This window comes from Mesorhizobium sp. M0478, assembly GCF_040321305.1.
In the GTDB taxonomy this organism is placed as follows: Bacteria; Pseudomonadota; Alphaproteobacteria; order Rhizobiales; family Rhizobiaceae; genus Mesorhizobium.
In genome coordinates this window covers 16,445-42,374 of record NZ_JAMYRH010000024.1, presented here as the reverse complement: position 1 = coordinate 42,374, position 25,930 = coordinate 16,445, and the positions used below count along the sequence as shown (strand labels likewise).

Below are 25,930 nucleotides of genomic sequence, written 5' to 3'. Positions count from 1 at the left end.
GACGTTACACTCCTTCCAAGGCACCTTGCTCTCCTTGCAAAGGGCCGAAAGTGTAACCCATGTCTCCGGAATGAACTGTCACCCATCTCTCGGGAAGGGCACTGTATTACAATAGCTCAGATAACCCTAAAGCGCGTCACGCTGAACGGATCCATGCGACGCGCTTGAAGTCTTTGTTTTAATGCATGTCGTTGTCCCAGGACCGCGGCTCACTTCTGGGCGACATGCATGAGTGCCCGGGTCTAGGCACGGGCGATCAGTCGATATTCGGCGTTATGGCGCGTCGATTACCACTTCCGCCCGTTCAGTCAGACGCTATGCTGCCGACCGTGACACCAAGGCGTTCCGTTCGTGATGAAGCAAAGTCAATACCGCTTGCATGAGCGGATGACCATTCGCGGCCACCTCGAACCCGCGTCCTTCGTGCCCTGGATCATGCGCCATGCGGCCAAGCTCGGTCTCGCGCACCACATCGCTCATGCAAGCACCGATCGCATCGAACTCGATATTGCCGGTGCGGCGGAGCTGATCGACATGATGGAGATGGGATGTTCGCTTGGGCCCATTGAGGTCTGGGTCGAGACGATCGACCGCGCGCCTGTCGAGCAAAAAAACATATAGCTTTGCGTGTGGTTACCTCGGTTTGCACTTAATTTAACCAATATTGCAATTGCGAAATTATTATGCATACGTCAGCCGCGTCGAGCGGTTCGCCAACTCCTTGCGCCGGCATCTCTCTGGTCGGGAAACAGTAGTATCAGTACGGAAAGTAAGGTCATGCTGTCCGACAAGACGGACACCTGGGTGCCGGTCGCCCTTACCCAGGATCTGCCAACAGGACAGGTAATGCCGGCGCGGACGCCCGCCGGTCCCATTGCCCTCTGGCGAAGCCAATCGGGGCGCTTGGCGGCATCGGCGGATCGCTGTCCGCATCGCGGCATGCGCCTCTCCCATGGCTTCGTGCGCGGCGAGGCGCTCTCCTGCATCTATCACGGCTGGACCTATTCGCAGGCCGGTCAGTGCCTGCGCATTCCTGCCCATCCCAGCCTCACGCCGCCGGAGACGATTCGCGTTGCGACCCGGTTGGTCGAAGAGGCCGGCGGGATCATCTGGGTCGCTGATGGAGAGCCTGATGGCAAGCCACCCCTTTTTGAGGGTTACGTGCCGCTCCGTTCATTGACGGCCCGTGCCGGACATTCGGCGCTCTCGGTCGCTGCCGGTACGAAGGCCACCGTTGAAGGATACGTCTGGCAGGCACCCGGCGCGCCGGCAATTCGCCTGCTGCCTATCCCGCAGGAAGCCGGCGAGACGCTGATCCACGTCCTTGTTCCAGCCGATTGCGATGCGTCCGAGCGCATCGCCGCCTCGCGAGCCGCCGAGAGCCTTCGGCGCATGGCCGAAGGGATCGAGGCGAAAGGGGCTGTGCCATGATCGACGATGCGATGCGCGACGAATGGTATCCGGTCGGGCTTTTCAGCCGGCTCGACCGCTATGGGCGCGAGACCACCCTGATGGACGAGCCGATCAAGGTTGCGCTCGACGCCAATGGCGCGGCGAAAGTGACAGGCGAAAACGGGCGCGTGCTGCCGGTTTCGGTGCGCTATGGCCATATCTGGTCATCGCTCGGCGAACCGAAGAAACCGGTCTTTCCGATTCCCGAGGCAGACCAGCCCGGGCGCCGCTTCGTCGATGTCGGCGTGGTGCGGGTGCGCTGCTCGCCGCTCCGCGCCGTCGAGAACTTCCTCGACATCGCGCACTTCCCCTTCGTCCATACCGACATCCTCGGCTCGGAGCCGCATACCGAGGTCGAAAACTACAAGGTCGAGATCCGCGAGGAAGAGGACGAGGTCTGGGCGACCCAGGTAAAGTTCTACCAGCCGCAGGCGGCGAAATCCGCGAGCGGAGGTATCACGACGGAATACATGTACCGCGTGCCGGCTCCGACCTGCTCAGTCCTCTACAAGACCTGCCCGCCGCGCCCGGGCGAATGGGATGTCATTGCGCTATTCGTCCAACCGCTTGCCGAGGATCTCTGCGACGTCTGGCCGTGGATGGCGCTTTTCGATGACGAGACGCCACAGACCGACCTCATCCATTTCCAGCAGACGATTTTCCTGCAGGACCGCTCGATCCTCGAAAACCAGATCCCGCGTCTTTTGCCGCTCGATCCCGGCATGGAAATCCCGACGCGCGCCGACCTGACCTCGGTCGCCTATCGCCGCTGGCTGAAGCGCCACAATTATACCTACGGCGCGCAATTGGTGGCACAATGAAGCTTTACGACTACATCCTCTCCCCAAGTTGCTACAAGGTGCGCCTGATGGCGACGCTGTCAGGTGTGAAGCTCGAAATCCGCCCGGTCGACTTCCATCCCGGCGCCGAGCATCGTGGCCCCGAGCTTATGGCGCTTAATCCGGGAGGCTCCATCCCGATCCTTGAAGACGGCGACCTGATCCTGACCGAGTCTTCCGCCATGCTTGGCTATCTCGCCGCGAAGGCAGCACCGGCCTGGCTCGGCAGCGGCGCCCCCGAGGAGACGGCGCGCATCCAGCAATGGCTTTCCTTCTCGCACAGGCTGACCGCCAACCTCGGCGGCGCGCGCCTGCATGAGATGCTGCTGCGTCCCGGTGACATCGGTGCGCTTCAGGCCAATGGCATAGCGGCACTACGTGAGCTGGAAGCCGGCCTCTTCGAACAAAAAATGCGTGGCGATCGGTTTCTCGCATCCGACCGGCCGACGATTGCCGACATTGCTTGCTTTCCCTACGTCGCGCTCGCGCCCGACGGCGGCGTTTCCCTCGATCCGTATCCCACGATCCGGCTCTGGTCGCGAGCGCTCCGCAGCCTCGACAATTTCATCGAAATGCCCGGTATCCACCGGCTGCACGAGTTGAAGCCCGAACCGCGACCCATGCTGGACGAGGCGTGAGGTGACCGGCTATCTCCTGAAGAATTGCGCAGCGGTCATCACCGACGAGGGCAGGGGTCCGAGCGTCCGGCGCAATGTCGATGTGCTGACGAATGGCCCGCAGATCGAGGCAATCGGGCAAGGCCTGCACAGAAGCGAGTTGCCGGCCGGTACTATCGTGCAGGACGCCGACGGCTGGTTCGTCTATCCCGGCCTCGTCAACACGCACCATCACTTCTTTCAGTGCTTTGTGCGCAACCGTGCCGAACTCGACTGGACGAAGCTGTCGGTCATCGAATGGCTCGACCGGATCTATCCGATCTTCTCCCGGCTCAACGAGGATTGTTTCTACCACGCCTCGATCACGGCGATGGCAGAGATGATAAAGCACGGTTGCACGACGGCCTTCGACCACCAGTACAATTTTCCGCGCCATGCCGGAAAACGGCTCATCGACCGGCAGTTCGAAGCGGCCGATCTTCTCGGCATGCGTTTCCATGCCGGCCGCGGCGGCAACACGCTGCCAAAATCGGAAGGCTCGACCATTCCAGACGAGATGCTGGAGACCACGGACGAATTCATTGCCGACTGCGCACGCCTCATCGACACTTATCACGACACCAGTCCCTTCAGCATGCGTCAGGTCGTGGTCGCTCCCTGCCAGCCGGTCAACTGCTACCGCGAGACCTTCGTGGAATCGGTTTCGCTGGCGCGTGATCGCGGGGTGCGGATGCACACCCATGTCGGCGAGGGCGAAAGCCCGATCATCGAGGCCCGCCATGGCATGCGTACGGTGGACTATCTCGAGGACCTCGGATTTGCCGGCCGAGACACTTTCTATGCCCATTGCTGGGAGCTGACGCATGACGAACTGCGGCTGATGGCGGCGAGCGGCACCGGTGTCTCGCATTGCCCTGAGCCGGTCTATCTGGTGGGCGCGGAGGTGACTGATATTCCCGCCATGTCCGCCTTTGGCCTGCGCGTCGGTCTCGGCTGCGACGGTGCTGCCTCGAACGACAATTCCAACCTCATGCACTGCATCCATTCCGCCTACATGCTGCAATGCCTGGCGGCCTCGACGCGCGCTCATCCCGTGCCTGCGCCGGTCGATTTCCTCGGCTATGCGACAACGGGCGGGGCCGCGCTTCTGGGCCGCAATGACATCGGCCGACTGTCGCCCGGCATGGCCGCCGACCTCTTCGCGATCGACACGCGCCGCATGGATTATGTCGGCACGCGCCACGATCCATTGAGCCTGATCGCCAAGGTCGGTATCGGCATGCCCACCGACATGACCATGATCAACGGCCGCATCGTCTGGGAGAAGGGTGCGTTTACCGGGCTGAACGAGGCCCGGCTTGCTGCGGACGCGGAAGCCGCCTTTGCCGCGGTGGAATTCTAACAACTTAAGACAGGGGAACTGACATGCTGAACTATCTGACCCGCAGAACTCTGATGAAGGGCCTTGCCGCGACAGGGCTTGCCGGCGCGCTTGGCAGCCGTCCCGCCTTTGCGGCCGACGAGCCGCTCGGTATCACGCTCGTGCTCCCGTCGCCGGTCGGCGATGTCGGCTGGGGCCATGCGCTCGCCGCCGGCCTCGAGCCGGTCAAGGCCGCCTACGGCGACAAGGTGAAGATCACCGTCATCGAGAACATCGCCGAAGGGCCGGACGCCGACCGGATCATGAACAAGACCGTCGCCGACGGTAACAAGTTCCTGATCGCCGGCTCATTCGGCTACCAGAATGGTGCACTACAGATCGCCCGCCGCGATCCTGGGGTCACCGTGCTGCATGCCTCCGGCTTCCAGACCGCGCCGAATTTCTCGCCCTTCGCGGCGAAGTATTTCCAGGGCACTTACCTGCTCGGCATAGCCGCCGCAGCTCTTTCCAAGACCGGCAAGCTCGGCTCCGTCTCGGCCTTCGCCATTCCGGAGCTGATCACCTCGATCAACGCATTCACGCTCGGCGCACAGACTGTAAATCCCGATGTCGAGGTATCGGTCGTCTGGGTGAACTCCTGGTTCGACCCGGCCAAGGAACAGGAAGCCGCCAAGGCGCTGATGGCACAGAACTGCGACGTGATCTTCTCGAACGCGCAGGACACACCCTCCGTGATCTCGGCCTGCGAGGAGGCTGGCGTCTATGCGTTCAACCTCAATTCGTCGATGAAGAAATATGCACCGAAGAAATATCTCGGCTGCATCGCGACGGACTGGTCGCCCTTCTTCAAGGCTTCCGTGGATGCCCATCTCGCCGGAACTTTCAAGGGCGCCAACACCTTCCTCGGCGTCGCGGAAAAGGTGGTGGAGGTCGTGGACTGGAACTCAGATATCCCAGCCGACACGATGACGAAGATCAAGGAAGTGGCGGCGAGGATCGCCGACGGCAGCTTCTCGCCCTTCACAGGTCCAATCACCAAGGCCGACGGCAGCGAAGCCGCCGCCGCCGGTGCGACGATAGCGGATCCCGAGATCGTCGCGATGGACTGGCACGTCAAGGGTGTCACCACACCACTGCCGAAGTAAGTCATGACCCCGCCCCTTCTGTCGCTCCGCGGCATCTCGAAGAGCTACGGCCAGATCCGGGCTAACGAAGCCATCGATCTGGACGTGGCGCCCCAATCGATCCATGCGATCCTCGGGGAGAATGGGGCGGGCAAATCGACGCTGATGAAGCTCATCTATGGCGTTGAACAGCCGGACGAAGGCACCGTCGTCTGGAACGGAGAGCCTCTGCGCCTTGCCTCGCCGGCTGAGGCACGGCGCAGGGGCATCGGCATGGTCTTTCAGCATTTCTCGCTGTTCGAGACGCTGACTGTCGTCGAGAACATCCAGCTCGTCGTCCCCGGCGGCAAGGCGGAGCTGGCCGGGCGCATCCGCAGCCTCGGCCAGGATTTTGGCCTTGAAGTAGATCCTCTCGCCGATGTGCACGCGCTATCGGTCGGCGAACGGCAGCGGGTGGAGATCATCCGCTGCCTGATGACGGACCCGAAGCTGCTCATTCTCGACGAGCCGACCTCGGTCTTGCCGCCGCAGGCGGTGAAGAAGCTGTTCGACACGCTCAGGCGCCTTCGCGACCGCGGCGTGTCCATCCTGTTCATCTCCCACAAACTGGAGGAAATTCGCACGATCTGTGACCAGGCGACGGTCTTGCGTGGAGGGCGCGTTATCGGCACCGTCGACCCGCGCGACTATGATGCGCACGACCTCGCCCGGATGATGATCGGCCGCGACATGCCCGAGGTGATGCCCGCGTTGGCCATGCCCGAGGGGGAGAAGCGGCTGGAAATAATCGACATGGACTACACGCCGGACGACCCCTTTGCCACGCCGCTCTCCGGCATCAGCCTCACGGTACGATCAGGCGAGATCCTTGGCATAGCCGGAATATCGGGCAATGGCCAAGGCGAGCTTGCCGCGCTCATCTCGGGCGAAGCGATGCTGCTGAAGGAACAACGCGACCGGATCTACATGATGGGCCGCGACGTAGGCACACTCGATGCGGCCGCGCGCAGGAGATTTGGCTTCGCCTTCGTGCCCGAAGACCGGCTGGGACGCGGCGCGGTCCCTGAAATGTCGCTCGTGCTCAACACCGTTCTTACCGCCCATCCTTTCGATCTCGTGAGGCGCGGCCTCATCAACAGCGCCGGAGCGACGGCTTTCACCAGCGAATGCATCCGTCGGTACGACGTCCGCGCCTCCGGCCCGGATGCCGAAGCGGGCTCGCTGTCCGGCGGCAACTTGCAGAAATTCATCGTCGGTCGCGAGATGATGCTGTCGCCAAAACTGCTTTTCGTGGCGCAGCCAACCTGGGGTGTAGACATTGGCGCTGCATCCGCCATCAGAAGGCGGCTCATCGCGTTGCGCAACCTGGGCGTGGCGATCCTCGTAATTTCCGAGGAACTCGAGGAACTTTTCGAACTCTGCGATTTCATCCAGGTGCTCCATCATGGAATGCTGAGTCCGCCTCTGGTCACGCGGGACACGCGCCCCGAAGACATCGGCAGATACATGATCGGAGCACATGCCTCGCCAGAGAAGGTTCCTGCATGAGCGTTTGGGCCGCGCCGTTCCTCCCCGCGCTCGTCCGCCGGGAGCATGCCTCGCTCGTCGCGGCCATGCTGGCCCCGGCTGTCGCGCTTGGCATGGCGATCATCCTCAATCTGGGCCTTTATGTGCTGATAGGCCGAGATCCGGCGGCCGTCCTGTACGCGATGCTTCTCGAGCCGTTCCTCTCCTGGGCATCGTTTGCGGAGGTGCTGCTGAAGGCGGGGCCCCTTCTCCTCATTGCTCAGGGGCTGGCGATCGGTTTCCGCGCAAAAGTGTTCAACATCGGCGCGGAGGGCCAGTTTATCCTGGGCGCTATTTTCGCCTCGGCGATCCCCGTCTGGTTTCCGCAGGCGACCGGGCAGTGGATCTGGCCGCTGATGCTGCTTCTCGGTGCCCTCGGCGGTGCACTTTGGGCATCTATCACCGCCTTCTGGCGCGTCAGGCTCAATGCGAACGAGATCCTGGTCTCCTTGATGCTGAGCCTCGTTGCGGCGCAAGTCCTCAACTACCTGCTGCTCGGCCCATGGAAGGACCCGACCGGCTTCAATTTCCCACAATCCGTCATGTTTCAGAACGACGCGATGGTGCCGACCCTGATCACCGGTACCCGCGTCAACGTCTCGCTGCTCATCACACTTGCGCTCTCGCTGGTGGCCTGGGTTTTCATGCAGCGAAGCTTCATGGGGTATAAGCTCAAGGTCGGCGGCCTTGCCCCGCGCGCGGCCGGTTACGCCGGCTTCAGCGAAGGGCGTGCGATTTGGCTATCGCTTCTGATCGGTGGCATGGCGGCGGGACTGGCAGGCGCGGCGGAAGTCGCGGGTCCGCTCGGCCAGCTGCAGCGCTCGATCTCGACCGGCTACGGTTATGCGGCCATCATTGTCGCCTATCTCGGCGGCTTGCATCCAGTCGGCATCATCTTTTCCGCGCTCTTTATGGCTGTCCTCTATATCGGCGGCGACAATGCGATGGTGTCGGCAAACCTGCCGATCGCCGCCGTCCGCGTCTTCCAAGGCAGCTTGCTGCTCGCCTATCTCGGCGCTGTGGCCTTCGTGCGCTACCGCATCGAGTGGCGCCGCCCCCATCACCTGAGCCAGCCATGAACGCCGTCGAGTTCATTATTTCGGGCATGCTCGCAGCGGCAACCCCCTTTCTCCTTGCCGGACTCGGCGAGTTGGTGGTCGAGCGCGCCGGTGTTCTTAACCTCGGCGTAGAGGGCCTGATGGCCCTCGGCGCGGTGCTCGCGTTCATCGTCGTCTACCACGGCGGTGGACACCTGCTGGGGTTCGTTGCCGCCGGCCTCGGTAGCGCCGTCCTGTCCCTCGTCTTTGCAGTGCTGGCACTCGGATTCCGGGCAAACCAGGTCGCGACAGGCCTTGCGATCGGCATTCTCGGCCAAGGCCTTTCGGCGCTGTTCGGCAAAAGCTACGAGAGCTTGACGGTGAAGGGGCTCCCGAAACTTGTCTTTCCCGGCCTCTCGGAAATCCCGGTAGTCGGCAGGCTGTTTGTCCAGGACGTCGTCGTATGGCTTTCCCTTGCCGTGACGTTTGCGATCTGGGCGATGTTTGCCTATACGAGAGTCGGCCTTGTCGTGAGGGCAATCGGCGAGAATCCCAAGGCAGCCCACGCCATCGGCTATCCGGTCATCGCTATCCGTGTCGCGGCCATAGCTTTTGGTGGCATGATGGCGGGTTTTGCCGGCGCCTATGCGGCGGCGGTGTACACGCCCCTTTGGGCGGACGGTATGATTGCCGGACGTGGCTGGATCGCGATCGCACTCGTTGTCTTTGGTACGTGGCTCGCTGGCCGCATCTTCCTGGGTGCCTGCCTCTTCGGCGCGGTTTCGCTGATGAGCCTTGCCGCCCAGGCGACCGGTCTGGACTTGCCATCGCAACTGCTTTCCAGCCTTCCCTATCTCGTTACGATCGTCGTGCTCGGTGTCATCTCGGCGGACCGCCGCTTGCTCAGGCTGAACGGTGTCGCCTCGCTTGGCGAACCCTTCGAACGTTAGCCGGGATGAAAGTGGATTTGCGAAACTCGGCGTAAGTTGAAGAGATTCGAAACGCCAGCGGACGATCGGCATCCGATCCAAAGGGCAGAAACGCCAAACGGGGCGAAGGTATGCCCGCAAGGGTAGCGCTGACGCCGTCGACTGCGAGCAGCGGAACGATGTGACGCACAACGCGCCCGACATCGGTGGAGATCGTCGCGGGTTTCTTGGGTCGTCCCCTTTTCTGCAGTACGAGCCCCATTCTCGAGGGTCCATTCTCCACCGCAGCCTAGCGAAGCGGCGTCGCAAGATGGCCTGAGGCATGCGCCCGGTAAATTCCCGCATGCGAGCACTCGTCCTGCCTGTCTAAGGTTCCGAGTCTAACCGCAAATCCTCGATTTTTTCCGCCAATTCCAAAATATATATTCCGGTCGCCGCAAGAAGCCATAACAACGATTCCCAATACTACCTATTCTTGCAGAAACTAAAAACGCTACACTCGCGTAATCATATTGGTAACGGATGCTGTTCAACCTGCGTCCAGGCAACCAACACGGGGAGCGTCATTATGGATTTCTTTAAAAGTTTAACAAAGGCCTTGGCCGGTGGCGCTGTTGCCGTGGCTTTGTGCTTTCCGGCTGGCGCGGGCGGGCTCAGTGTGGGCATCGGCGGCAGCGGTGGGGTGGGCGTCTCGGTCGGCGGCAGTGGCGGCGGGCTTGGCGTCGGCGTCTCGGTCGGCGGCAGCAAGGGCGCCAATGTCGGCGCAACGGTCGGCGGCACCAGCGGCACCACCGCCAGTGTCGGCGCTACGGTTGGCGGCGGCGTTACCGCCGGCGCCGGCGTATCGGTCGGCACGGGCGTCGGGGTCGGGGTCGGCGCAACCGTCGGCAGCGGTGTCGGGGTCGGCGCCGGTGTCGGGGTGGGCAATGGGGTGACGGCCGGGGTCGGGGTCGGCATTGGCGCACCGACCGCGCCCACCAGCCCTCGGGATCCCAACACGCCGGCGGTGCCGACGCGACCGGCGGTGGTTGCCATCAGCGCCATGTCGGCCGGCCAGATCGCCAAGATGAAGAAACGCTGCGCCAGCGTGCTCAGCGGCAAGGGCACCTACGACCGGGACCTGAAGGAGCTCTGCCGGATATTGGCGCGGCGCTGAGTACCGCAACATCGCATCTGCCGTGGGGCGTCAGTCTCTCAGCCAGCCCCAATGCCGCAAGGTGGCGGGCATTCTTAGGGAGAGAGCTTTGCCGAGCGGTTCAGCGTTTCGCGGAAAGGCGGAACCGCTCAGGCTGTGCGCTTTCATCGGCGGCATTCCGCATGGCTTGGTCGCCGAGCCGAAGGAAGCGCGCCGCCCGGTTGCGGCCTTAATCTGACCTCTGCCGTCCGTCCGGTCACCCGTTTGGGCCGGCTCGAAGATTCGCCTCTGGCCTTTTGTATCACCCGCTCTAGCTGCTTTGTGTTAGGCTCGTCATGTTAGCCTTGTCTTGCTGATGGAGGTTTTGATGGATCGGCGATCATTCTTGACAGCATTGTTCGGCGTTGCGGGGGCCGCGGCGCTTGCTACCGCGGTTCGGCCTCTCGAGGCCGTGGCCGGGGTTCCCAATGTCGGCAACGGCATTCTCGATGAACTCGACAAGCAGGATGCCAATTCGTTTGATGACGACGAAGGCCCGGGCGATGTCGAGCAGATATCGCATCGGCGATGGCACCGTCGTCGCCACCACAGGCGGCATGTCTGGAGACGGCACTGCCGCACGTTCTGGCGGCATGGCCGGTTGCGCCGGCGCTGCTATCGCAGGCGCTCCTTTGTCGTCTTGCGGTTCTAACCGCGGCACGTTCCCGGATTGACCCTGCCCTGAGGCGCAACCACCAAACAGACCCATCCCGATTTGCATCGGGATGGGTTGTTTCAGCTTTATCCAGCCACAGCTGCCACCGACTCCCGCTCGACCAGCGGGCATTCCAGCTTGGTGATGGGATAGCGGCCGCGGCCGGCAGGCGGCGGCACTTCGAGCTGTTCGATCGCCCATTGCCCCATCGCCATGTGCGGCAGGATCGATGTCGTCAGCGGCGGGAACAGGTGACGGGCGATCTCCTCGTCGTCATAGCCGATGACGGAGATGTCCTGCGGGATGTGCAGGCCCGCCTCCTTCAGCGCTTCGTAACAGCCGATGGCCGTGCGGTCGTTCTGGCAGAAGATAGCGGTCGGACGCTCTTTCAGCGCCAAAAGCTTCACGGTCGCCGCGTAGCCGGCGCTCGCCGACCAGTCGCCCTCGACCACCAGTTCGGGATCGAACGGGATGTCGGCGGTGGCGAGCGCCCTGCGGTAGCCTTTGAGCCGGTCCTGCGCGGCCTGCATCCACGGCTCGCCGGTGATGGTGGCGATGCGGCGGTGGCCGTGGCCGATCAGATGCCGGGTCGAGTTCTGGCCGCCGGCGATCTCGGACGGCACCACGGCCGGGAAGGCATAATCGGCCGTGTAGCAGTTGAGCAGGATGACCGGGATGTCGAGGCCGTAGAGGAAGTCCGGTGCCGTGATCTCGCGGGTGAAGATGGTCATGTAGACCAGCGCCGAGATGCCGCGCCTGGTGAGCGCCGCAATGGCGCGCGGCTCCATGACGGAGTCGCCCATCGTCTGCGCCACGAGCAACACATTGCCGGCGTTCCACGATGCCTGGCGCGCGCCCTCGATGGCGACAACGGCTTCCGGGCTTGTCGCCAACTGGTCGACAGCGAAACCGATGACACCGTCAAGTCCATCGAAGGCGGCAACAGGTTTGCGCAGCGCCGAGAAGGCGGGTGCTGCGTAGCCGAGCGCACGCGCGGCGTCGATCACCCGCTCGCGCGTCTGCTGCGACAGCCGGATGCCGGGCGAATCGTTGAGCACGAAAGAGACGGTCGCCTGCGAGCAACCGGCTGCCTTGGCGATGTCGGTCATGGTGACGCGGCCGCCCTTGGCGGCTCTCGCCGGCGCCTTGCGCCGCTTCGCCGTGTCGTCCGGATCCCTCGTCTCGCTCATGGCATTGCGTCCCAATCCCCAGCCTGTCTAGTCGCAAGCCTGCCACACCGACAAGATGGTGTCGCGCCGTCGACCAATGGAAATAGTCGAAGGCGTTTATCTTTATTAGCAGCTTTGAAGTTCCCCGCCATGCCGCTTCGGGCCGCGTGAAATTCGAGGACTGCAAGGCATCTGCTTGCGCGAAGCCGTGCTGCACCTGTTCGGGCAAACTAGACCTAGGGCCGCCGCCGAGTGTCCGCGCGAGACCTCTGCTAATAGTGTTTACTAATACAAAACGACGCTGTAACGTCAATCCGCCGTGTCCGGTCAGGTGGGCCCGTGCGGCGAGAAGTGCACGTGAATGGCCCGATGGCGAGCGGGGTTTGCCTCCGCAAGCCTGGTCTCGGACATGTGATATGTCAGACAAATCAGACTATTTACGAGCACGGGATGAGTCTCTAAAGTCCGTGATCGCGACCGACGACGCCATTCTTCAGCGCCGGGAACCCCTGAGGAGGAGGGCGTCCAAATCGCGAGCGGCAAGTCAGTGAATGCAAGATCGGTTCAGTCCGACGACTGAGCCAAAACGGGAGGTTGAACATGAAATCCTTGATACGACATGCATCCGTGGCCACCGCAGCCCTGCTGCTTGGCCTGACCGCGACAGCCATTGCGCGCGCCGACGACAAGCCGACGCTGGCCTTCGTCGTCAACGGCGCTTCCGATTTCTGGAAGGCCGCCGAAGCCGGCGTCAAGAAGGCGCAGGCCGAATTGCCCGACTACAATCTCGAACTCAAATATCCCGAGCAGTCCTCGGTCGCCATCCAGCAGCGGCTGATGGACGATCTGGTGACCGCCGGCGTCAAGGGCATCATGGTCTCGGCCGTCGACCCCAAGACCTCGACCGACGGTCTGAACAAGATCGCGTCGGAAACGGCGCTGTTCACCACCGACTCCGATGCCCCGCAGACCAAGCGCGTTGCCTATATCGGCTCGTCCAATGTCGACGCCGGCAAGCAGGCGGCCGAGATCGCCAAGAAAGCGATGCCGGACGGCGGCAAGTGCCTCGGCTTCGTCGGCCTGCTCGGCGCCGACAATGCCAAGGAACGCATCCAGGGCATGAAGGACGGCCTCGCCGGCAGCAAGATCGAACTGGTGGACGTGCGCGGCGACGACATCGACCAGGCGCGCGCCAAGAAGAATGTCGAGGACGCGCTGGTCGCCAGCCCCGACATTACCTGCATGGTCGGCTTCTATTCCTACAACACGCCGCGCATCTATGAAGCGCTGCGCGACGCCGGGAAGCTCGGCTCGATCACCGTCGTCGGCTTCGATGACGATCCGATCACGCTGGGCGGCGTCAAGGAAGGCACCGTGGCGGCGACCGTCGTGCAGCAGCCCTTCGAATGGGCCTATCAGGGCATGAAGCTGATGGCCGCCTATCTCAAGGGCGACAAATCAGGCATTCCGGAAGGCGGCCTGATCATCATCCCGACCAAGATCATCGGTAAGGACGATGTCGACGCCTATGCCGCCAATCTGAAGGCGATGTCCGGAAACTGAGACCACGAGCAGTTGCGCCGGCTCAGGGTTCGCCTTGAGCCGGCGATCGTGTTGACGGGTCTGCCAAGGCCCGTCAGTCTGTAGCCCACCGGCTGCTGGCAAGCCTGATCAAATATGGCGTGATGAATTATTCCGACCCATCTATCGTCGCAACCACCCCGTTCCTCGGCCTCGAGAACGTGCGCAAGACCTATCCGGGCGTGGTGGCGCTGGACGGCTTTTCCATGGAGGTCAGGCCGGGCGAGGTGATCGGCCTGGTCGGCGAAAACGGCGCCGGCAAATCGACCTTGATGAAGATCCTCGGCGGCGTCACCAGGCCAGACAGCGGCGCCATCACCGTCGACGGCGTTGCGCATGACGGGCTTACCGTCGAAGGCAGCCTGGGGTCGGGCATCGCCTTCGTCCACCAGGAACTCAATCTCTTCGAAAACCTCGATGTTGCCGCCAATATCTTCTTCGGCCGCGAGCCGTTGCGCGGCGGGCCGCTGAGATTGGTCGACCGCGCCAAGCTGCGCGAAATGGTGGCGCCACTGCTGAAGCGCGTCGGCGCCAATTTCTCCGCCGATACGCCGGTTGCCTCGCTGTCGCTGGCGCAGCAGCAGATGGTCGAGATCGCCAAGGCACTGTCGATCAAGGCGCGGCTGGTGATCCTCGACGAGCCGACGTCGAGCCTGCCGCTCGCCGAAACCGACAAGCTGCTCGACGTCATCAAGGCGCTGAAGGCCGATGGCATCAGCGTCATCTTCATTTCGCACCGGCTGCATGAGGTCGAGCGCGTCGCCGACCGCGTCGTGGTGCTGCGCGACGGCATGCTGGCTGGCACCTTGCCGAAGAGCGCCATCAACCACGACCAGATGGTCAAGCTGATGATCGGCCGCATGCTGAAGGAGCGCGAGAAGGCCTCCGAGGCGGCTCGGGCGCCGGGCGCCACTGCGCTCTCGGCCAAAGCCATCCGCACCCCCGCCTACCCTGCCCGGCCGGTCGACCTCGACATCAGGCGCGGTGAAATCCTCGGCCTCGCCGGCCTTGTCGGCTCCGGCCGCACCGAACTGGCGCGGGTGTTCTTCGGCATCGACAGCACGCTTGGCGGTGGGCTCGAACTCGACGGCAAGCCGCTTGTGCTGGGTTCGGCGGCCGATGCGGTCGCGCATGGCATTTTTCTGGTTCCGGAAGACCGCAAGCTGACCGGCATTTTGCTTGACCTGTCGATCGCGCAGAACATCTCGCTGCCCAACCTGCCGGCGCATGCGAAGCGTCAACTGGTGTCGGCAAGCTCCGAGGCCGCCACCGCAGAGAAGCAGAAGACGAATCTCGGCATCAAAGCGCCGTCGGTGCAGACGCGAACCGGCACGCTGTCTGGCGGCAACCAGCAGAAGGTGGTGCTGGGCAAATGGCTGGCGATGAACCCGAAGGTGATGATCCTCGATGAGCCGACGCGCGGCATCGATATCGGCGCCAAGGCCGAGATTTACGGGCTGATGCGAGCCTTGGCCGACGCCGGCGTCGCCGTGCTGATGATTTCCAGCGACATGGAAGAGGTGATCGGCGTGTCCGACCGCATCGCCGTCATGCATGAGGGCCAGATCTCGGGCATTCTCGACAAGGAACAATTCAGCCAGGAAAACGTGCTGTTGCTGGCGGTCGGCAAGCCGGCAAACTAGCGGGCTTCAGGCGATTGCCGGTCCGGCGCATTGGGGAGAAGACGATGAGCAAAAAAGATCTCGGCCTGCTGATCCTGATCCTGGTGGTCGGCGCCGTGGTGACCGCCATCAACCCGCGCTTCCTTTTGCCGATCAACCTCGCCAACACCTCGAACCTGATCGGCCTGTTCGGGATCCTCGCCATCGGCCAGGCCTTCGTCATCATCACCGGCGGCATCGAATTGTCGGTGGGGTCGCTGGTGGCGCTGCTCGGCACGCTGTTCATCGATTTCATCGCTGTGCGCGACATGCCATGGCCGCTGGCGCTGCCGCTGATCCTGGTGCTGGGCGGCATCATCGGGCTGGCGCATGGCTGGCTGATCACAAGGCTGAAATTGCAGCCCTTCGTGGTGACGCTGTGCGGCCTTTTGATCTATCGCGGGGTCGCCCGTTTCTATACCGCCGACGGCACCGCCGGCTTCGCCTTCGGCCAGAATTTTCCCGAGCTCGAATTCCTCACCGCGGGCCGCAGCTATGGCGTGCCCAACAGTTTCATCGCACTGATCGTCATTTCGATCGTCATGTGGGTGGTGCTGCACCGCTCGGTGTTCGGACGCTACCTCTATGCCATCGGCAAGAACGAAGAGGCGGCTAAATATTCGGGCATCCGCACCGGCCGCGTCGTGATGGCCGCCTATGTCATCTGCGGCGTGCTGACGGCGCTGTCGGCGATCTATTTCGCCATGTACACGCGCTCGATCTCGCCGGCCAGCCACGGCCAGTTCTACGAGCTCTACGCCATTGCCGCCGCCGTTCTCGGCGGCTTCTCGCTGCGCGGCGGCGAAGGCTCGCTGGTTGGCGTCATCCTGGGCACCGTGCTGCTGCAGGAGTTGCAGAACCTGGTCAATCTGCTCGGCATCCCGTCCTCGCTCAACTTCGCGGTGATGGGCGGCGTGATCCTGATCGGCGTGCTGGTCGACCAGCAATGGGGCGTGTTCCGCGCAAGGCGGCTGATGCTCGATGCCAGCCGGAAGACTGTCGCGGCGGAGTAGCGCTACATCACGCCGGATATATCCGAGAAGGCCATCGCCTTGCGCAGCACCTCGGCGAAGCGTTCTCCGGCGGCTTCGCGCTGGCCGCCATTGTCGATCGAGGTGACGCCGGAGCCGGACAAAGCGATATTGGCGCTGCGGGCGAGCCGAGCCAGCACTTCGCCGCGCGATTCGCGGCCGCGCTGGGCGAGACGCTCGGCGAGGATTTCCGGCGAGGCGGTGATCTCGACGACAGCCAGATTGGCATAGCGCTCCCGCAGCACCGGGATGACTGCGCGCGAGACATTGGCGACCGCGACATAGCCGTTGGCGATGGACGAGTCGACATCGGCCGGAATGCCGTAGCGCAGGCCGTGCGCCTCCCAGGAAATGGCGAAGGCGCCGTCGGCCTCGGCTTCGACAAAGGCCGCGTCGGCCAGCGTGTCGTGATCCTCGCTTGCCGCATCGCTCGGCCTGGTGATGACCCGGCGGACGAACTCCAGCCTCGTCTCGTCGGCAAACAAGGTGCGGGCATAACCGATTACCGTATCCTTGCCGGCGCCACTCGGGCCGACGACGGCGACAAACACGCCGTTGCGGAGCGGAAAGGCCTCGCTGCTGAGTTCGCGCTCGATCGACGCCGAGACCATCAGGCGACCCGGCGCCCTTGGCGCCAGACAGTGCGCACGACCGGCACATGGTCGTCGACGCGCACACGCACGAGGTCGGCGCGGCGGCCCTGTTCGATGACGCCGCGGTCGTTTAGGCCGATCGCCTCGGCCGGATTCTTCGACACCATCGCAACCGCCTGCGGCAGGGAAATGCCCTCGACGACGTCGCCGAGGAAGAAGGCCGACTGGATCAGGCTGAAGGGAATGTAGTCGGACGACAATATGTCGAGCAGGCCGTCGCCGGCCAGCGTGCGGGCCGAGACGTTGCCCGAATGCGAGGAGCCGCGCATGACGTTGGGCGCGCCCATCAGCACGCCGAGCCCGGCATCCTTCGAGGCCTTGGCGGCTTCCAGCGTGGTCGGGAATTCCGCGACGCGCACGCCCTGCTCGATCGCTTCGTCGACATGGCCCGATGTGGCGTCGTCATGGCTTGCCAGCACAATGCCCCGCTCGTTGCAGGCGGCTGATATCGCCACCCGGTTCGGTCCCGAATTCTTCGCTGATTCCGACATCCGCTTTTCGCAGAACAATTGGAAGTCGCGATCGGTCAATTTCAGCTTGCGCTGATAGTAATGGGCGTAGGTCTCGAGATTGACGAACTGACGCTGTCCCGGCGCATGGTCCATCAGCGAGGCCAGCTTGACCCGCCCGTCGCCATCGAAATTGGCGAAAGCCCGCAAGCAATCCGGCGCCGAGACCTCGCAGCGCAGGTGCAGGAAATGGTCGGCCCGCAACCGGTCTTTCGCGACGCTGTCCTCGATCGCGCCGGCGAGCTTGCGGATGTCGTCGGAGGTAATATCCGCGTCCTCGTCCATGCCGACACGCAAAGCGTCGAGCACGGTGGTGATGCCGGCGGTGGCCACCTGCGCGTCATGGGCAAGGACGGCGGCGATCGGGTTCCAGCGCACTTTCGGGCGCGGCGCATAGTGGCCTTCGAGATGGTCAGTGTGCAGCTCGACCAGGCCGGGAATGATGTAGTCGCCGCCCATGTCCTCGCCGCCCATGCTCCCGCCGGTGTGGCCGGTGCCGGCGTCGACGCCGGAGATAAAACCGTCGCGCAGCACGAGCGACCCTTCGACGATCTCGTCGGCAAGCACGATGCGGGCGTTGTGGAGAACAGTTTCGGCGGTCATTCAGGCAGTCCTTGCTTACTCGGACGAATTGCGGTCAGGCGGTTTTTCGGGCAGCGCGGCGGCCGAGCGCATGATGCGAAAGCACCATGAACGGAGCGCCCGGTTCGGTTTCGACGAACAGCGTCAGCGCATCCACCAGCACCGGCTGCTGCAGCACATCGGCGAACAGGCTGTCAATTGCCGCGCGCAGACGTTGGCTTTCCTGCGGCCCGGCCCGGCCGGACAGCGTCATGTGGAAGCGAAAGGTCTCAAACACATAGGGATAGCCCCACTGGCAGAGATTGCGGAACTCGGCCGGCTTCAGCGAATCCAGGCTGCGCCGCTCGATCTCGGCCTCGGTGAGCGGCGCGCGAAAACGGTCGAAGCTAAGCACGACATAATCGGCGAAACGGTTGAGCGGCGGCAGCGGGCCTTCCGGCACCAAAGCGAAGAAACCATCGATCTGGCTGACGACCAGGCGCGGGATGGTGACCGTCGGCGTTGCTTCGGCAAAGGCGTCCAGCGCCGCGCGCAACGAGCTTTCGGTTTCGTTGGCGGCCAACCGGAAGGGCGCTTTCAGCGTCGCATGAAAACCGTAGCGCCGCGCCGATGCGGTGTGAAAGGCGACTTCGGCCGCCGACAGCTCGCCCACCGCCTCGACCGGCCTGGTGGCGGCGCCAAAGGGGTCGCGGCCCAGCCAGTTGGCGGCGATCCGCGCCAACGGCTCGTCCTGCCTTGGGGTGAAATAGATGGCGTAGCGCATCGAAAATCCTCCTTAAAGCGCGCCGAAACCGAACCGATGGCGCGACGCGCTTTAAGTCTTTAATTTGCTGCATGTCGTCATCCCAAAAAAGCTGCGCACTTTTGGGCGACATGCACTGGCCCGCTGCCATAGGTGATTTCCATGACGGATTGACGAAGCTTATGCGGGTTTTCGAAGGCAAATCGACCCCATGGATCGTTAGCCGACGATTTTTTCCTGCTTGACCAACAGCTTCCGCCGCAAGTGAAGGCCGATCAGGCCTTCATCAGCCATTCGTGCTCGGGCGCGTTGTGGAACTTCCACGTCCGCTTCGGCCCGGCCATGACGTTGAGGTAATAGAGGTCGTAGCCGTGGCAGGCGGCGCAGGGGTGATAGCCCTTGGGCACCAGCACAACATCGCCGTCCTCGATCGCCATGGCTTCGTCCAGCTCGCGGGCGCCGGTCTTGTCGGCGTCGGTGTAGACGCGCTGGAAGGCAAAACCCTGTGGCGGGTTGAGGCGGTGGTAGTAGGTTTCCTCAAGATAGGATTCGGCGGGCAGATTGTCCTGGTCGTGCTTGTGCGGCGGGTAGCTCGATGTGTGGCCGCCGGGCGTGATGACCTCGACCACCAGCAGCGAGTCGGCCGGCTTACCCTCGGGCAATATGTTGGTGACGTAGCGCGTGTTGGTGCCTTTGCCCCGAGTCTCCTGGCCGAGGTCGTGGGGTGCGATGACGCGAACGGGCAAGCCGCCGCCCAGGCCCGGCGCCGAGCAGACCGCGAGCTCGAGATCGGTGTCGGCGGTGACCGACCAATCCGACCCCTCAGGAATATAGACCGACCACGGCTTGCCCTCGAAGGGCGACATGCGCTCGCCGAGCAGGCCAAGTTCCCGGCCGCCGGCCTTGGCCGTGCCCTTGCCGGTGACGAACACCAGGCAGACTTCGCGACCGCCCGTCTTACCCGAGGCGTTTTCGCCGGGCTTCAAACGGTGCAGGTCGAAGCCGACATAGGTCCAGCCGGCGCTGTTGGGCGTGACATGCGCGACGCGGCCATGGCCCTTGTCGGCTTTGACGAGCAGTTTCGACATGTTTTGTCTCTCCTATCGCATGTCTTCGAGGTCGGCCTCTCAACTTCGTCATCCTAGGGCGAAGCAGGAGCGAAGCTCCGTCGCGAAGACCCTAGGATGACGAAGCGAGGGACATTCCGGCCAATCACCGACGTAGGCGATACGCCAGGTGTCGAGTGTCCGACCCGCAAGCCCTTCCGAGCCACGGCCGTTCATTCCTTCGGTTCGGCGTCCGCCTTCGCTTCGCCGGTCTTCGGTCGATCAGGCGTAGCCTTGCTCTCCTCCACCGGCTTGTAAAGATAGAAGAACTGCCAGACGGCGTAGGCGGCAAAGCCGAGCGCAATGATGCCCCAGAACGGGGTGCCGGAGGCGAATTCTATTCCGGCCCAGATCACGCAGACGGCGACGACGGCAACGCGCCGCCACAGCGGCCGGAAGAACGGGTGCTCGTAATCCTTCATCGGACCGGCTTACGCATTGGGAAAGCCTTGCGTCTCGACCGTGTAGCCGGCCGCCGTCATCACCCGCATCAGCTCCTTGTAACCCACTTGGGCCATCTTCAGCGGCGGGTTCTTTTTCGGGTCCTGCTCGGCCTCGACGACGAACCAGCCTTCATAGCCATGGTCGGCGAAGCGCTGCACGATGGCGCCGAATTCGAGCGAACCGTCGCCAGGCACCGTGAAGGCACCGAGCGCCACGGCGTCGAGAAAGGACTGCTTTGTGCGGTCGAGCCCGTCGATCACGCCCATGCGCACATCCTTCACATGGACATGGCTGATGCGCTTGTGGTGGTTGTCGATGGCGCGCAGCACGTCGCCACCGGCAAAGGCGAGATGCCCTGCATCGAGCAGCAACGGAATGCCTTCGCCGGAATGGCGCATGAAGGTATCGAGCTCCGGCTCTGTCTCGACCACCGCCGCCATGTGATGGTGATAGGACAGCGGCATGCCTTGCTCGGCGCACCATTCGCCGAACTCGGTGAGGCGCCTGGCATAGGCCCTCATCTCGTCATTCGACAATTTCGGCTTGGTGGCGAGAGGCCTGGAGCGATCGCCCTGGATCGAGCGGCCGACCTCGCCATAGACGATGCAAGGCGCATTCACCGCCTTGAACAGGTCGATCATCGGCTGGATGCGATCCTTGTTCTTGCCCATGTCCTCATCGACCAGCGTGCCGGAGAACCAGCCGCCGCACAGCGTCACGTCGGCCTGCTTCAGGATCGGCAGCATGATTTCGGGGTCGTTTGGAAAACGCCGGCCCATTTCCATGCCGGTGAAGCCTGCCGAGCGCGACTGGCGCAGGCACTCTTCCAGCGAGACGTCGTCGCTGAGTTCGGCAAGATCGTCGTTCCACCACGCAATGGGGGACATGCCCAGTTTGGCTTTCAAGTTTTAGCTCCGGTTTCTTGTTCACCCTCCCCCTTGTGGGGAGGGTCGCTGCGAAGCAGCGGGGTGGGGTGCGGCGCCAGACCCCCACCCGGACCTGCGGTCCGACCTCCCACAAGGGGGAGGTAGGGGGCAGCGCTGACTTGCATCAATCGCCAATAGTCTGCATCTGCCGCTTTTCGTCATAGGCTTTGCGCGCTGCGTTGACCTGCGGCCGTGCTGACACTTCCGGCACCGCGACATCCCACCAATGGCCGCCCGCGTCGGTGGAAATCAGCGGGTCGGTGTCGATGACCAGTACGGTGGTGCGGTCGTTGGTTTTCGACTTTTGCAGCGCGGTCTCCAGGCCAGTGATCGACGGCACCTTCTCGGCAATAGCGCCCATGCTCGCCGCATGCGCGGCGAAGTCGATGTCGGGCAGGATCTCGTGGCGCGCGTCCTTCAAGAGGTTGTTGAAATTGGCGCCGCCGGTGGCCATCTGCAGCCGGTTGATGCAGCCATAACCCCTGTTGTCGAGCACCACGATGGTCAGCTTCAGGCCAAGCATCACCGACGTGGCGATTTCGGAATTCATCATGAGGTAAGAGCCGTCCCCGACCATGACGACTATCTCCTGGTCGGGCTTGGCCATCTTGGCGCCGAGCCCGCCGGCAATCTCGTAGCCCATGGTCGAGAAGCCATATTCGCCATGGTACGAGCCGGGCGCGCCTGCCTGCCAGAGCTTGTGCAACTCGCCCGGCAGGCCGCCCGACGCGTTCAGCAAGGTCACGCCGGACCCCAGCGCGCGCTGCACGGCGCCGATCACCTGCGCGTCCGACGGGAAGGCGGCGTTGGTCGACGCCGTCACCTTGGAGGCTTCGGCCTGCCAAGCCTTCTTGCCTTGGGTCGCATTGTCGGTCCATGTCGCCGGTGCTTTCCAGTTCCCCAGCGCAGCACCGAGTTCGGCGAGCCCTTCGGCCGCATCGGCGACCAGCGGCAGCGCACGATGCTTGCCGGCATCGAAAGGCTGCACGTTGAGTCCGATGATGGTCTTGCCGGAATTCTTGAACAGCGCCCATGAGCCGGTGGTGAAATCCTGCAGGCGGGTGCCGATCGCCAGCACGACATCGGCCTCTTCCGCCAGCCGGTTGGCCGCGGACGTGCCGGTGACGCCGACTGCCGCCATGTTGAGCGGATGTGTGTCGGGCTGCGAGGATTTGCCGCCTTGCGTCTCGCAGACCGGAATGCCGGCGCTCTCGGCGAATTTCGCCAGTTCATCCGAAGCCTGCGAATACAGCACGCCGCCGCCGGCGATGATCAGCGGTTTTTTCGCACCCTTCAGCGCGGTGACCGCCGCCGCCAATTCATGCCGGTCCGGACGCGGCCGGCGCTGGTGCCAGACGCGCTCGGCGAAAAAGCTCTTGGGATAGTCATAGGCCTCGGCCTGCACGTCCTGGCAGAGCGACAGCGTCACCGGGCCGCATTCCGCCGGATCGGTCAGCACCTGCATGGTCCGCGCCAATGCCGGGATGATCTGCTCGGGACGGGTGATGCGGTCGAAATAGCGCGACACCGGACGGAAGCAGTCATTGACCGTCGCGGTGCCGTCGGAAAAGTCCTCGGCCTGCTGCAGCACCGGGTCGGGAATGCGGTTGGCGAAGACATCGCCCGGCAAAAACAGGACGGGCAACCTGTTTACATGGGCGAGCGCCGCCGCCGTCACCATGTTGAGCGCACCGGGGCCGATCGAAGAGGTCGCGGCCATGAAGCGGCGGCGGAAATTGGCCTTGCCATAGGCGATCGCCGCATGCGCCATCGCCTGCTCATTGTGGGCGCGGAAGGTCGGCAATTCGTCGCGCAGCTGGTACAGCGCCTCGCCGATGCCGGCGACATTGCCGTGACCGAAGATCGCCCACACACCGCCGAAGATGGGCACTCGTCTGCCGTCGATCTCGGTCATCTGCTTGCTCAGAAAGCGGGTCAGCGCCTGCGCCATCGTCAGGCGGATTGTCTTGCTCATGGTGTTTTCCTCCGCAGTCCTCTTGCCGCGCCTTTATGCTGCTTTACGGCCACGCGCGGCAAGCCACGCTTCGGTCAACTGTTCGAAGCGCGCGGCCATGTCGGCGATAGCCTCGTCATCCGTCATCTTGCCCGCCAGCCATTGTTCGGCGGCGTGGACGAAGATGGTGCGGCCGACGGCAAAGCCCTTGACGATCGGCGCCTTGGCGGTGGCGGCAAAGGCCGCTTCCAGTTCGTCCTGCGGCGCTTCGAGACCCAGCAGCACGACGCCACGACACCAGGGATCGTGCTTCAGGATCACCGCTTCGATCTTCGCCCAGGCGCCGGCCGACGCCTGCGGTTCGAGCTTCCACCAGTCCGGCTTGATGCCAAGCGCATAGAGTTCTTCCAGGGCGCGCGGGATGGTCGTTTCGTCGAGCTTGCCGTGCTTGCCGGCGATGATCTCGACCAGAAGCTCCCGGCCGACCTTCCGCGCGGCTTCGAACAGCGAGCGCAGCTTCTGCTGCTGCTCATCCTTGAGCGCTGCCGGATCGTCGGGGTGATAGAAGCACAGGCATTTGATGCAGTGGTCGACCGGCCATTCCACCAGTTGCGAGCCGATGTCCTGCGAGAACTCGAAGCGCAGCGGCCGCGAGCCCGGCAGTTCGACGGGACGGCCGAGCCAGGCAAAGGGGTGGCGGGCGAATTCGAACATTGCTTCGCGGCCATGCTTCTCGTCGATCAGCATGCCATAGCCGTCGCGGCCGGCGGCGACTTTCGCCGCAGCCTTGACCGCCAGCACCTTGAAATCGCGGATGCGCGCCGGATCGGCGCCGGTCTTTGCCGCGACGTCCTCAAGCTGCACACGGTGGTCGCAGGCGAGCGCCATCATCGAGGGGATATCGCGGCGGCGGGTCGTCGCCCAATGGATGTGGTTGATCGCCTCGTCCTTGCGCAACGCTAAGTGCTTGCTGCCGTTCTTGAGGAAGAACTGCAATTCCTCGAAGGTCGGATATTCCGGCGCGCAGAGCAGCCGCGACACGGCGAAGGCGCCGCAGGCATTGGCCCAGGTCGCCGCCGTTGCCAGGTTTTCGCCACCGAGCCAGCCGCGCAGAAAACCGGACATGAAGGCATCACCCGCGCCGAGCACATTGTAGATCTCGATCGGAAAGCCCTTGCCGACGATACCGTCTTCCAGATCGTCGCTGACCGGCCCGTCATAGACGATGCAGCCCATGGCGCCGCGCTTCAGTACGATGGTTGCCTTAGACAGCGCGCGGATCGTCTTCAACGCACTCAGGCAATCGTCGGCACCCGACGCGATCATGATCTCTTCCTCGGTGCCGACGATGAGATCGCAATCGGGCAGCACCGTCTTCAGCTGGGCCGAGACGCGGTCGGATTTGACATAGCGCTCAAAACCTTCGGCATGGCCGGCGAGGCCCCAGAGGTTGGGGCGGTAGTCGATGTCGAACACCACCTTGCCGCCCCTGGCCTTGATGATGCGGATAGCCTTGCGCTGGGCGGCGTCGCTGTTGGGCCGAGAAAAATGCGTGCCGGTGACGACGATCGAGCGGGCCGAGGCGATGAAGGCTTCATCGATGTCTTCTTCGGCAAGCGCCATGTCGGCGCAGTCGCTGCGATAAAAGATCATCGGCGAGACCCCTTCGCTCTCGACCGAAAGCAGCACCAGAGCCGTCAGCCGTTCCTTGTCGGTCTTCAGCCCGTCGACATTGACGCCTTCGCGCCGCAGCTGCTCGCGGATGAAGCGGCCCATCTGCTCGTCGCCGACGCGGGTGAGCAGCGCCGAGCGCAGGCCTAGTCTCGCCGTGCCAACCGAGATGTTGGCCGGGCAGCCGCCGACCGATTTGGCGAAGGAGGTGATGTCCTCCAGCCGCGAGCCGATCTGCTGGCCGTAAAGGTCGACGGAAGCGCGACCGATGGTGATGACATCGAGCGTCGCCTGTTTGGCGTCCACGGCTTCGCTCATTGGAACCTCCCGTCGGTCTTGTTGTCTTGAGCAACGTAGTTGGGGGACACGCGCGAGCGGCAGCGTGGCGCCGGGAATATGAAATAATAATTCCAATCCATAGTCAATATGGAATGAGCATTCCTTCCTTTAAAAGTGCCGAAGAGCGATGGCTGCTGGAGACTTAGGATGGAGACCCGTTACCGCGCAACCAGATGTGGATCGAGACGAGTTTGAGGGGGAAAGCCGCCAGCCGACAAAACGATTCGGTTATGAAAAAGCACGCCAGACCACACTCCCAAGGTCGGGAGAGTAGCGGGCGATGATAGCCTCCTGATCATTTTCCTGCGTCAGAGTTACCTGCTTCCCAGTAGCGTCACCTAGCAATCGCACAAAGCGGTCAAGGTGCTCAATCTCAGTTTCTCCGCTGACTTGCCTAGGATCGAAGTCGAACTCGATTTCGACAACGGTGAAGAAGTGACATGCAAGCTGGATTGGCCCGACGTAAAAAGAAAGTAGGCTGTCTGTTTCGCTTTCCAGGGCGGCTTCGACCCCCAATGGCATCGATTCGATCTTGCCGGAGACACTGAAATTGGCAGGCGGGGTCCATTCGAGGAGGATGTCCCAGACGGCCTGCCAATCTGCCTCAGACGTGTTCAGAACGTAGATATCTCGCCATGAGCCGTCCCAAGCGAAATCCGATGCGATCTGTTCCCAATTCATGCATGAACCATTCTCGATGAACTTCGGTTCTAGCATGGCATACGGGATGATCCCTTTCCACAGATCCCAAGTCCGCATTTTCCGGACGGAAAACCGCTTCACGCCTT

At 63.2% G+C, this 25,930-nt stretch carries 24 protein-coding genes; 13 read left to right on the top strand and 11 right to left on the bottom strand.

The features are described 5' to 3' along the window. The first annotated feature begins 354 nt into the window (after nt 1-354). The 10 genes from NKI64_RS31415 to NKI64_RS31370 all read left to right on the top strand — a co-directional run bounded on the left by NKI64_RS31415 (nt 355) and on the right by NKI64_RS31370 (nt 10,101). A complete protein-coding gene (locus tag NKI64_RS31415) occupies nt 355-621 on the top strand; it encodes an acylphosphatase (protein ID WP_352671968.1) in 267 nt (88 codons plus the stop codon). Nucleotides 622-777: 156 nt separating this feature from the next. Continuing rightward, nucleotides 778-1,431 (top strand): Rieske 2Fe-2S domain-containing protein, encoded by a 654-nt coding sequence (locus NKI64_RS31410; RefSeq protein WP_023683609.1) that lies wholly within the window; start codon nt 778-780, stop codon nt 1,429-1,431. Further along, nucleotides 1,428-2,273 carry an aromatic ring-hydroxylating dioxygenase subunit alpha gene (locus NKI64_RS31405; protein WP_352671966.1) on the top strand — a complete coding sequence of 282 codons (846 nt, stop codon included), beginning with the start codon at nt 1,428-1,430 and terminating at the stop codon, nt 2,271-2,273. The genes NKI64_RS31410 and NKI64_RS31405 overlap by 4 nt, the downstream gene beginning before the upstream one ends. Beyond that, on the top strand, nt 2,270-2,929 hold the full coding sequence (locus NKI64_RS31400; protein WP_023699368.1) for a glutathione S-transferase family protein: 660 nt from the start codon (nt 2,270-2,272) through the stop codon (nt 2,927-2,929). The genes NKI64_RS31405 and NKI64_RS31400 overlap by 4 nt, the downstream gene beginning before the upstream one ends. Nucleotide 2,930: 1 nt before the next feature. Continuing rightward, nucleotides 2,931-4,310 carry an amidohydrolase gene (locus NKI64_RS31395; protein WP_023689144.1) on the top strand — a complete coding sequence of 460 codons (1,380 nt, stop codon included), beginning with the start codon at nt 2,931-2,933 and terminating at the stop codon, nt 4,308-4,310. Between the two features lie 26 nt (nt 4,311-4,336). Next, the gene (locus tag NKI64_RS31390) at nt 4,337-5,434 is read left to right on the top strand and encodes a BMP family ABC transporter substrate-binding protein (RefSeq protein WP_196813867.1); all 1,098 of its coding nucleotides are present in this window, start codon (nt 4,337-4,339) and stop codon (nt 5,432-5,434) included. Between the two features lie 3 nt (nt 5,435-5,437). Further along, nucleotides 5,438-6,961, top strand: a complete 1,524-nt coding sequence (locus NKI64_RS31385) for an ABC transporter ATP-binding protein (RefSeq protein WP_023699370.1) — start codon at nt 5,438-5,440, stop codon at nt 6,959-6,961. After that, nucleotides 6,958-8,058 carry an ABC transporter permease gene (locus tag NKI64_RS31380; RefSeq protein ID WP_352671964.1) on the top strand — a complete coding sequence of 367 codons (1,101 nt, stop codon included), beginning with the start codon at nt 6,958-6,960 and terminating at the stop codon, nt 8,056-8,058. Before NKI64_RS31385 ends, NKI64_RS31380 begins: the two co-directional genes overlap by 4 nt. Beyond that, nucleotides 8,055-8,966, top strand: a complete 912-nt coding sequence (locus NKI64_RS31375) for an ABC transporter permease (RefSeq protein ID WP_352671962.1) — start codon at nt 8,055-8,057, stop codon at nt 8,964-8,966. The genes NKI64_RS31380 and NKI64_RS31375 overlap by 4 nt, the downstream gene beginning before the upstream one ends. A gap of 547 nt (nt 8,967-9,513) precedes the next feature. Then, the gene (locus tag NKI64_RS31370; RefSeq protein ID WP_352671960.1) at nt 9,514-10,101 is read left to right on the top strand and encodes a hypothetical protein; all 588 of its coding nucleotides are present in this window, start codon (nt 9,514-9,516) and stop codon (nt 10,099-10,101) included. Nucleotides 10,102-10,459: 358 nt separating this feature from the next. Here the strand turns inward: NKI64_RS31370 and NKI64_RS31365 are convergent, their stop codons facing one another. Together NKI64_RS31365 and NKI64_RS31360 are read right to left on the bottom strand one after the other, a co-directional pair. Further along, nucleotides 10,460-10,642 carry a hypothetical protein gene (locus NKI64_RS31365; protein ID WP_031205052.1) on the bottom strand — a complete coding sequence of 61 codons (183 nt, stop codon included), beginning with the start codon at nt 10,640-10,642 and terminating at the stop codon, nt 10,460-10,462. A 218-nt stretch (nt 10,643-10,860) separates the two neighbouring features. Beyond that, on the bottom strand, nt 10,861-11,964 hold the full coding sequence (locus NKI64_RS31360) for a LacI family DNA-binding transcriptional regulator (RefSeq protein ID WP_031197777.1): 1,104 nt from the start codon (nt 11,962-11,964) through the stop codon (nt 10,861-10,863). Between the two features lie 579 nt (nt 11,965-12,543). Here NKI64_RS31360 and NKI64_RS31355 point away from each other — a divergent pair. From NKI64_RS31355 to NKI64_RS31345, 3 genes are all read left to right on the top strand, one after another. Next, on the top strand, nt 12,544-13,506 hold the full coding sequence (locus tag NKI64_RS31355; protein ID WP_023684049.1) for a sugar-binding protein: 963 nt from the start codon (nt 12,544-12,546) through the stop codon (nt 13,504-13,506). Nucleotides 13,507-13,628: 122 nt separating this feature from the next. Continuing rightward, entirely contained in the window at nt 13,629-15,167 is a 1,539-nt protein-coding gene (locus tag NKI64_RS31350) for a sugar ABC transporter ATP-binding protein (RefSeq protein WP_352510633.1), read from the top strand. A 44-nt stretch (nt 15,168-15,211) separates the two neighbouring features. After that, nucleotides 15,212-16,198, top strand: a complete 987-nt coding sequence (locus NKI64_RS31345; protein ID WP_023672350.1) for an ABC transporter permease — start codon at nt 15,212-15,214, stop codon at nt 16,196-16,198. Between the two features lie 2 nt (nt 16,199-16,200). On the opposite strand, the gene phnN is transcribed toward NKI64_RS31345, so the two are convergent. The 9 genes from phnN to NKI64_RS31300 all read right to left on the bottom strand — a co-directional run bounded on the left by phnN (nt 16,201) and on the right by NKI64_RS31300 (nt 25,925). Further along, a complete protein-coding gene (gene phnN / locus NKI64_RS31340) occupies nt 16,201-16,830 on the bottom strand; it encodes a phosphonate metabolism protein/1,5-bisphosphokinase (PRPP-forming) PhnN (RefSeq protein WP_023827374.1) in 630 nt (209 codons plus the stop codon). Beyond that, entirely contained in the window at nt 16,827-17,981 is a 1,155-nt protein-coding gene (locus NKI64_RS31335; RefSeq protein WP_023728868.1) for an alpha-D-ribose 1-methylphosphonate 5-triphosphate diphosphatase, read from the bottom strand. The genes phnN and NKI64_RS31335 overlap by 4 nt, the downstream gene beginning before the upstream one ends. Before the next feature lie 34 nt (nt 17,982-18,015). Beyond that, nucleotides 18,016-18,723 carry a DUF1045 domain-containing protein gene (locus NKI64_RS31330; RefSeq protein ID WP_023694644.1) on the bottom strand — a complete coding sequence of 236 codons (708 nt, stop codon included), beginning with the start codon at nt 18,721-18,723 and terminating at the stop codon, nt 18,016-18,018. A gap of 254 nt (nt 18,724-18,977) precedes the next feature. Beyond that, nucleotides 18,978-19,790, bottom strand: coding sequence for a 5-deoxy-glucuronate isomerase (gene iolB / locus NKI64_RS31325; RefSeq protein WP_023694643.1), 813 nt, complete (start codon nt 19,788-19,790; stop codon nt 18,978-18,980). A 191-nt stretch (nt 19,791-19,981) separates the two neighbouring features. Then, nucleotides 19,982-20,230: a hypothetical protein gene (locus NKI64_RS31320; protein WP_023694642.1), complete on the bottom strand. Its 249-nt coding sequence runs from the start codon at nt 20,228-20,230 to the stop codon at nt 19,982-19,984. Between the two features lie 9 nt (nt 20,231-20,239). After that, nucleotides 20,240-21,157: a myo-inosose-2 dehydratase gene (iolE, locus tag NKI64_RS31315; protein ID WP_023808067.1), complete on the bottom strand. Its 918-nt coding sequence runs from the start codon at nt 21,155-21,157 to the stop codon at nt 20,240-20,242. A 145-nt stretch (nt 21,158-21,302) separates the two neighbouring features. Next, the gene (gene iolD / locus NKI64_RS31310) at nt 21,303-23,153 is read right to left on the bottom strand and encodes a 3D-(3,5/4)-trihydroxycyclohexane-1,2-dione acylhydrolase (decyclizing) (RefSeq protein WP_352671956.1); all 1,851 of its coding nucleotides are present in this window, start codon (nt 23,151-23,153) and stop codon (nt 21,303-21,305) included. Nucleotides 23,154-23,186: 33 nt separating this feature from the next. Next, entirely contained in the window at nt 23,187-25,121 is a 1,935-nt protein-coding gene (locus NKI64_RS31305; RefSeq protein ID WP_352671954.1) for a bifunctional 5-dehydro-2-deoxygluconokinase/5-dehydro-2-deoxyphosphogluconate aldolase, read from the bottom strand. Between the two features lie 249 nt (nt 25,122-25,370). After that, entirely contained in the window at nt 25,371-25,925 is a 555-nt protein-coding gene (locus NKI64_RS31300) for a hypothetical protein (RefSeq protein ID WP_352653229.1), read from the bottom strand. Nucleotides 25,926-25,930 lie beyond the last annotated feature (5 nt).

Excerpts from the sequence above, each read along its gene's own strand:
- NKI64_RS31415 (WP_352671968.1), top strand. The coding sequence starts at position 355 with ATGAAGCAAAGTCAATACCGCTTGCATGAGCGGATGACCATTCGCGGC.
- NKI64_RS31410 (WP_023683609.1), top strand. The coding sequence starts at position 778 with ATGCTGTCCGACAAGACGGACACCTGGGTGCCGGTCGCCCTTACCCAG.
- NKI64_RS31405 (WP_352671966.1), top strand. The coding sequence starts at position 1,428 with ATGATCGACGATGCGATGCGCGACGAATGGTATCCGGTCGGGCTTTTC.
- NKI64_RS31400 (WP_023699368.1), top strand. The coding sequence starts at position 2,270 with ATGAAGCTTTACGACTACATCCTCTCCCCAAGTTGCTACAAGGTGCGC.
- NKI64_RS31385 (WP_023699370.1), top strand. The coding sequence starts at position 5,438 with ATGACCCCGCCCCTTCTGTCGCTCCGCGGCATCTCGAAGAGCTACGGC.
- NKI64_RS31380 (WP_352671964.1), top strand. The coding sequence starts at position 6,958 with ATGAGCGTTTGGGCCGCGCCGTTCCTCCCCGCGCTCGTCCGCCGGGAG.
- NKI64_RS31375 (WP_352671962.1), top strand. The coding sequence starts at position 8,055 with ATGAACGCCGTCGAGTTCATTATTTCGGGCATGCTCGCAGCGGCAACC.
- NKI64_RS31370 (WP_352671960.1), top strand. The coding sequence starts at position 9,514 with ATGGATTTCTTTAAAAGTTTAACAAAGGCCTTGGCCGGTGGCGCTGTT.
- NKI64_RS31365 (WP_031205052.1), bottom strand. The coding sequence starts at position 10,642 with ATGCGATATCTGCTCGACATCGCCCGGGCCTTCGTCGTCATCAAACGA.
- NKI64_RS31360 (WP_031197777.1), bottom strand. The coding sequence starts at position 11,964 with ATGAGCGAGACGAGGGATCCGGACGACACGGCGAAGCGGCGCAAGGCG.
- NKI64_RS31355 (WP_023684049.1), top strand. The coding sequence starts at position 12,544 with ATGAAATCCTTGATACGACATGCATCCGTGGCCACCGCAGCCCTGCTG.
- NKI64_RS31350 (WP_352510633.1), top strand. The coding sequence starts at position 13,629 with ATGAATTATTCCGACCCATCTATCGTCGCAACCACCCCGTTCCTCGGC.
- NKI64_RS31345 (WP_023672350.1), top strand. The coding sequence starts at position 15,212 with ATGAGCAAAAAAGATCTCGGCCTGCTGATCCTGATCCTGGTGGTCGGC.
- NKI64_RS31335 (WP_023728868.1), bottom strand. The coding sequence starts at position 17,981 with ATGACCGCCGAAACTGTTCTCCACAACGCCCGCATCGTGCTTGCCGAC.
- NKI64_RS31330 (WP_023694644.1), bottom strand. The coding sequence starts at position 18,723 with ATGCGCTACGCCATCTATTTCACCCCAAGGCAGGACGAGCCGTTGGCG.
- iolB (WP_023694643.1), bottom strand. The coding sequence starts at position 19,790 with ATGTCGAAACTGCTCGTCAAAGCCGACAAGGGCCATGGCCGCGTCGCG.
- NKI64_RS31320 (WP_023694642.1), bottom strand. The coding sequence starts at position 20,230 with ATGAAGGATTACGAGCACCCGTTCTTCCGGCCGCTGTGGCGGCGCGTT.
- iolD (WP_352671956.1), bottom strand. The coding sequence starts at position 23,153 with ATGAGCAAGACAATCCGCCTGACGATGGCGCAGGCGCTGACCCGCTTT.
- NKI64_RS31305 (WP_352671954.1), bottom strand. The coding sequence starts at position 25,121 with ATGAGCGAAGCCGTGGACGCCAAACAGGCGACGCTCGATGTCATCACC.